Consider the following 4,956-nt stretch of genomic DNA (forward strand, 5'->3'; position numbering starts at 1 on the left):
AGTGTGTATAAGAGACAGAGGGCGCGTCGTCGGTCGAGGCAGAGGGCCGCACGTCGGACGACGACGCGCCGGAATCCGAGCCACGCGGACCCGTGGTCCGCTCGGAGTCGGCGTGAGCGATCCGGAGGGGCAGGACGATCTGCGCCAGGCGGCCCAGCCGGGCGCAGGTGAGGTCACCGCGACCGTGATCGTCGACGCCCCGGCCGAGAAGGTCTTCGCGGCCCTGCTCGCCTGGGAACGGCAGTCCGACTGGATCCCGTTCACCCGCGTACGGGTGGTCGAGGGCGACGGCGGCGAGGGCAGCCTGGTCGAGGCGGTCACCGCGCTCGGCCCGGCGGTGCTGCGGGACAAGATGCGGGTCGTCCGGGTGGACGCGCCGTACGAGATCGGCGTGGTGCACTGCGGCACCCTGCTGCGCGGTCCCGGCGTGCTGCGCTGCACCCCGTTGGCGGGCGGGCGGACCCAGGTGATCTGGCACGAGTGGTTCCACCTGCCCGGCGGCACCGCCGGTCGGGCGGCCTGGCCGGTGCTCTGGCCCGGCTCGAAGTTCAGCCTCACCCAGGCGCTGCGCAGGTTCGCCCGTCAGGTCGAGCAGGGCCGCATACCCTGACCCGGTGCATCCCGCCGAACGCTGAGCCGCCTCACGGTGTCCGGCGGAGGGGTGGGCGCTCGATCTGTTCCGTTTTGGGCAGACCCGCGAGCACCACGAGCTTCCTCGTCAGTGGGCGGCGTGTGGATCAGATCGTGTGGATCGTGATGAGGTCTTCGAGCCCTGCGAGATCCTCGGCGTTGCGGGTGTACACGGCGGCGTCATGGGCGTGTGCAGTTGCCGCGATGAGCAGGTTCATCGCCCTCGCTCGCGGCTGGCGGCCGGTCTCGACGACACGTGCGGCCAGCCGCGCGTAGCTATCGGCGATCACTTCGTCGATGGGAAGTGGATCAAATCGACGTTGGATGGCACTCAACCGTGCCAACCGGAGCGCCCTCGCCTCGGCGGTCTTCGCGACCAGGACACCGAACTGGAGTTCGGCGAGGCTGGCGATGCTGATGGCCAGCTCGCCGGGAATCGGGGTCACGTCGGTGGCGATGAGGATGCTGGTGTCGAGGATGCCGCGACTCACCGCTCGACCCATGGATCGGTGATGGCGTCGTCGAGCAGGTCCCGATCGCCCGCCCACCCTGGGTCCGTGGGCTGGTCGAACACGCCGGCGAGGTCGTCCCACTCGCGCCAGGTGCGAGGACTGACCGGGCCGAGCACGGCTGCCGGTCGGCCAGCGACGGTGATCGTCACACGTTCGCCCGCCTGCGCCCGACGCACCAGGTCGCTGGCGTTCTGCCGCATCTCCCGCAGCCCGACCTCATGCATACGGGCACTGTAGCACATGTGCTACCTGCTCCCGAGGGTCAATCAGTACCTCGCTGCGGCCGATCCTCCGGGCCGCGACGGTCACACCCGCGACGTAGCCTCGGGGCCGTGACTGAACTGGTGATCGGTGCCGACGGGCTGGCCCGCTGCGCCTGGGGGGCGAGTACGCCCGACTACGCGGTCTACCACGACACCGAGTGGGGTCGCCCGCTGCGTGGCGACGATGCGCTCTTCGAACGGATGACGCTGGAGGCGTTCCAGTCCGGGCTGTCCTGGTTGACGATCCTGCGGAAGCGTCCGGCGTTCCGGACGGCCTTCGACGACTTCCGGATCGAGGCGGTCGCCGGGTACGGCGAGGCCGACGTGGCGAGGCTGTTGGCCGACGCGGGCATCGTCCGCAACCGCGCCAAGATCGAGGCAGCGATCGCGAACGCGCGGGCCGCGCTGGAGCTGCCGGAGGGGTTGTCCGCGCTGCTCTGGTCGTTTGCGCCGGCCGCCGACCGGGACCGTCCCACCGCGTCGACCGGGGTGCCGGCGTCGACCGACGCCTCCGCCGCCATGGCCAAGGCGCTCAAGCGGCGGGGCTTCCGGTTCGTCGGCCCGACCACGGCGTACGCGCTGATGCAGGCCACCGGAATGGTCGACGATCACCTGGCGGGCTGCCACGTCGTGGCGACCCGGGCGAACGTGATGAGATGAGGACATGACGACCGACACCGCGCACCGGCGCAGCGGCGCGAGCCACGCGGAGGGCCCCGGAGCCTGGGCGGTGCTGCTGCCGCCCGGCAGGTACGACGCCGAGCGCCTCGTGCACCACGACACGCTGGAGCTGACCGGCCTGGACGACCGCCTCCTGCCCGGCCCGGGCGACCAGGTCGCGGTGCTGGCCGACGAGCCGCCCCGGCTGGTGGCGCTGGGTCGGGTCGCGGTGCCGACCGGTCCCGTTCCCGACGACCCGGAGGACCCGCAGTCCGACCGGGGGCCCGACGCGCTGGTGGTCACGTACACCCGGCGGGCCTTCGACGAGCCGGTGCCGGCGGAGACGCTGGCCCTCGACGGGCCGGTCACCGCGCTCGACCCGGTCACGTTCCGCGAGTTGGCCGACCGGCTCGGCCCGGCGCCGCAGCGGCAGACCTGGCTGGTCAGCCTGGACCTGCCGATCGAGGCGGACTCGCCGGCCGAGGCGGTCCGGCTGTTCTGGGCGTACGTGCAGGAGCTGGGCCCCCGGGAGCTGCCCGCCTTCGTCTCGCCCTCCGGTGACGAGTTGGCCATGCAGGCCTTCGTGCTCGGTGCCGAGGCGAACCAGGACCCGGAGGAGGACGACTGACCCGCTCGGGTCAGCGTCCCTCGAAGACCGGCTTCTGCTTGTTGACGAAGGCCACGGTGGCCGCCCGGTGGTCGGCGGTGCCGCCGCAGATCGCCTGCGCCTTCGCCTCGGCGGCCAGCGCGTCGGTCAGGGTGCCGGCGTCGGCGACGGAGAGTTGGCGCTTGATCGCCGCGTAGGCCACGGTCGGGCCGGCGGCGAGCCGGGTGGCGAGTTCCTGGGCGGTGGGGAGCACCTGCTCGTCGTCGTCCAGCAGCCGGGTGAGCAGGCCCAGCCGGGCTGCCTCGTCGGCGCGTACCGGCTCGGCCAGCATCAGCAGCTCGACGGCCTTGGCGTGGCCGACCAGCCGGGGCAGCGTCCAGGACGCGCCGGTGTCGGCGGCGAGCCCGACCTTGGCGAACGCCATCAGGAAGCTGGTCGACGGCCCGCCGACACGGAAGTCGGCGAGGAACGTCAGCGAGGCGCCCGCGCCGGCAGCCATGCCGCGTACCGCTGCCACGACCGGCTTGGTCAAGTTGGCGAGCCGGGCGGCGATCGGGTTGTAGTGCACCGCCACGGTGTCCAACGGCCGCCCCGCGCCCTCTTCGAGGGTGGTCACGTGCTCGCGCAGGTCCTGGCCGGCACAGAAGTTCCCGCCGGCCCCGGCGAGCACCACCGCCCGGATGCTGCGGTCGGCCTCCAGCTCGGCGAGCGTGTCCCGGAGCGCCTCCTTGAGCGCCACGTCGAGCGCGTTCATCGCCGTCGGGCGGTTCAGGGTGAGCGTGGCGACGGCGTCGGTGCGGTCGACGAGTAGCGGCTCTGTCACGTGTGGCGACCCTTCTGTCGGGCGATCCGGTGTCCTCCGTCGAGGCACTGTTCGACGTACCGGTCGGCGGCCGGCCGGAGCCGGGCCGCGTGCCGGTCGAAGAAGCCGGCCGCGGCGGTGCCGGGCCAGCGTTCGGGGAGCAGCGCCGGTGGCAGCTGCGGGTCCCGGAACAGGAAGGTACGCCACGCGTGCACCAGCCGGAACCGGGCCGCGTACGCCTCCTCGTCGCCGCTACGTGCGGAGACTCCGCTCAGCAGGGCGCGCTGCTCGGTGACGAACTGCTCGTACGCCCGGCCGATCTCGGCGAGGTCCCAGGCCCGACGGACCAGGCCCATCGCGCCCGGCGTCCCGGCGGCGTGCGCCGCGCTGAACCGCTCGAACCGGACGCCCGCCTCGCTGAGCAGCAGGTCGACGTCCTCGGCCGGACGGGTGGCCACCCAGGTCTGCTCGTCGAGCGTGCCGTAGCCGAGGTACCGCAGGTTGGCGGCGAGGCGTTGGCGGTCGCGTCGGGCCGTCGGCGCGTCGAGCACGAGCAGGTCGAACCGCCCGTCCCAGGTGACCCGACCGGTGCGGTAGATCCGGGAGGCCGCCTCGTCCAGTCGTCGGGCCGCCTTGGGTGTGATCGAATAGCCCGGACCGGAGGTCAGTTTGACCGGTTCGAGCCAGCCTTGACGGACCATGCGGGAGACCGCCGTCCGTACGGCGGGTGGGGCGATCCCGAGCGGCGCCAGCAGCTTTACCAGGGCGGCAACGGGTGCGCGGCCGCCCCGAGGCCGGAGGTGGTCGCCGTACAGGTCGAAGAGTGCCGACCGTGCCTGCATGACCGCACATTGTGACAGGCCATCTCGCGATAAGCTAGATGCTGTTACATCAATGCTGCTTCGGTTTGGGTCCGGCGGTGTTCATCAGGGAAAATCGTTGGTCGACACCTCCCGTGCACATCGCGGGTGGTCATGGCGAAGTGGCTGTGGGGCAACCCACCGACCCTGGTGTAGGTCTGAGGGGAGACAACATGGCGGCGATGAAGCCGCGGACGGGCGACGGTCCGCTGGAAGTCACCAAGGAGGGCCGGGGCATCGTCATGCGGGTCCCGCTGGAGGGCGGTGGCCGGCTCGTCGTCGAGATGACTCCCGACGAGGCGACGGCGCTCGGTGACGCGTTGAAGGCGGCCGCCGGCTGAAAGAGGCCGGTGCGTCGGCGACGCTCGCCGCCGCGGACGGTTCGTCACACCCTGAGCCACCGGCTGAGCCGGTGGCTCAGGGCCTTCACACCATCTCGCCGGGCAGCCGCCCCGCGATCGTCCTCAGGAGGTACGGCTCCGCGTGCTCGCCATCCGTCTGACCGCCGAGCCGGACCGGCTCGACGTCCTGGTCCTGCCCGTCCGACCCGCTCCCGGCGACGCCACGTCGGCCGAGCCGGTGCCCGCCGGGGCGACGCTGCCCACGGGGATCGCCGACGAGG

Annotated in this window: 8 protein-coding genes; 4 read left to right on the top strand and 4 right to left on the bottom strand. The window is 72.3% G+C overall.

Going from position 1 to position 4,956, the window contains the following annotated elements; translation table 11 throughout:
• Window positions 1-112 precede the first annotated feature (112 nt).
• Entirely contained in the window at window positions 113-610 is a 498-nt protein-coding gene (locus EYA84_RS26135; protein WP_131056280.1) for an SRPBCC family protein, read from the top strand.
• A gap of 127 nt (window positions 611-737) precedes the next feature.
• On the opposite strand, the gene EYA84_RS26140 is transcribed toward EYA84_RS26135, so the two are convergent.
• Together EYA84_RS26140 and EYA84_RS26145 are read right to left on the bottom strand one after the other, a co-directional pair.
• The gene (locus EYA84_RS26140) at window positions 738-1,121 is read right to left on the bottom strand and encodes a PIN domain-containing protein (protein WP_131056282.1); all 384 of its coding nucleotides are present in this window, start codon (window positions 1,119-1,121) and stop codon (window positions 738-740) included.
• On the bottom strand, window positions 1,118-1,366 hold the full coding sequence (locus tag EYA84_RS26145) for a type II toxin-antitoxin system Phd/YefM family antitoxin (protein WP_131056284.1): 249 nt from the start codon (window positions 1,364-1,366) through the stop codon (window positions 1,118-1,120). The genes EYA84_RS26140 and EYA84_RS26145 overlap by 4 nt, the downstream gene beginning before the upstream one ends.
• Window positions 1,367-1,474: 108 nt before the next feature.
• Here EYA84_RS26145 and EYA84_RS26150 point away from each other — a divergent pair, with 108 nt between their 5' ends.
• Together EYA84_RS26150 and EYA84_RS26155 are read left to right on the top strand one after the other, a co-directional pair.
• Window positions 1,475-2,065, top strand: a complete 591-nt coding sequence (locus tag EYA84_RS26150) for a DNA-3-methyladenine glycosylase I (RefSeq protein ID WP_131056286.1) — start codon at window positions 1,475-1,477, stop codon at window positions 2,063-2,065.
• A 4-nt stretch (window positions 2,066-2,069) separates the two neighbouring features.
• Window positions 2,070-2,693 carry a hypothetical protein gene (locus tag EYA84_RS26155; protein WP_131056288.1) on the top strand — a complete coding sequence of 208 codons (624 nt, stop codon included), beginning with the start codon at window positions 2,070-2,072 and terminating at the stop codon, window positions 2,691-2,693.
• 10 nt (window positions 2,694-2,703) lie between these two features.
• Here EYA84_RS26155 and EYA84_RS26160 read toward each other — a convergent pair whose 3' ends face one another.
• Window positions 2,704-3,495, bottom strand: coding sequence for an enoyl-CoA hydratase/isomerase family protein (locus EYA84_RS26160; RefSeq protein WP_131056290.1), 792 nt, complete (start codon window positions 3,493-3,495; stop codon window positions 2,704-2,706).
• The gene (locus tag EYA84_RS26165) at window positions 3,492-4,316 is read right to left on the bottom strand and encodes a PaaX family transcriptional regulator C-terminal domain-containing protein (protein WP_131056292.1); all 825 of its coding nucleotides are present in this window, start codon (window positions 4,314-4,316) and stop codon (window positions 3,492-3,494) included. Before EYA84_RS26165 ends, EYA84_RS26160 begins: the two co-directional genes overlap by 4 nt.
• 191 nt (window positions 4,317-4,507) lie before the next feature.
• On the opposite strand from EYA84_RS26165, the gene EYA84_RS26170 reads away from it, so the two are divergent.
• On the top strand, window positions 4,508-4,675 hold the full coding sequence (locus EYA84_RS26170) for a DUF3117 domain-containing protein (protein WP_013283866.1): 168 nt from the start codon (window positions 4,508-4,510) through the stop codon (window positions 4,673-4,675).
• Window positions 4,676-4,956: the final 281 nt, after the last annotated feature.

It is taken from the genome of Verrucosispora sp. SN26_14.1, from assembly GCF_004307965.1.
GTDB lineage: Bacteria > Actinomycetota > Actinomycetes > Mycobacteriales > Micromonosporaceae > Micromonospora.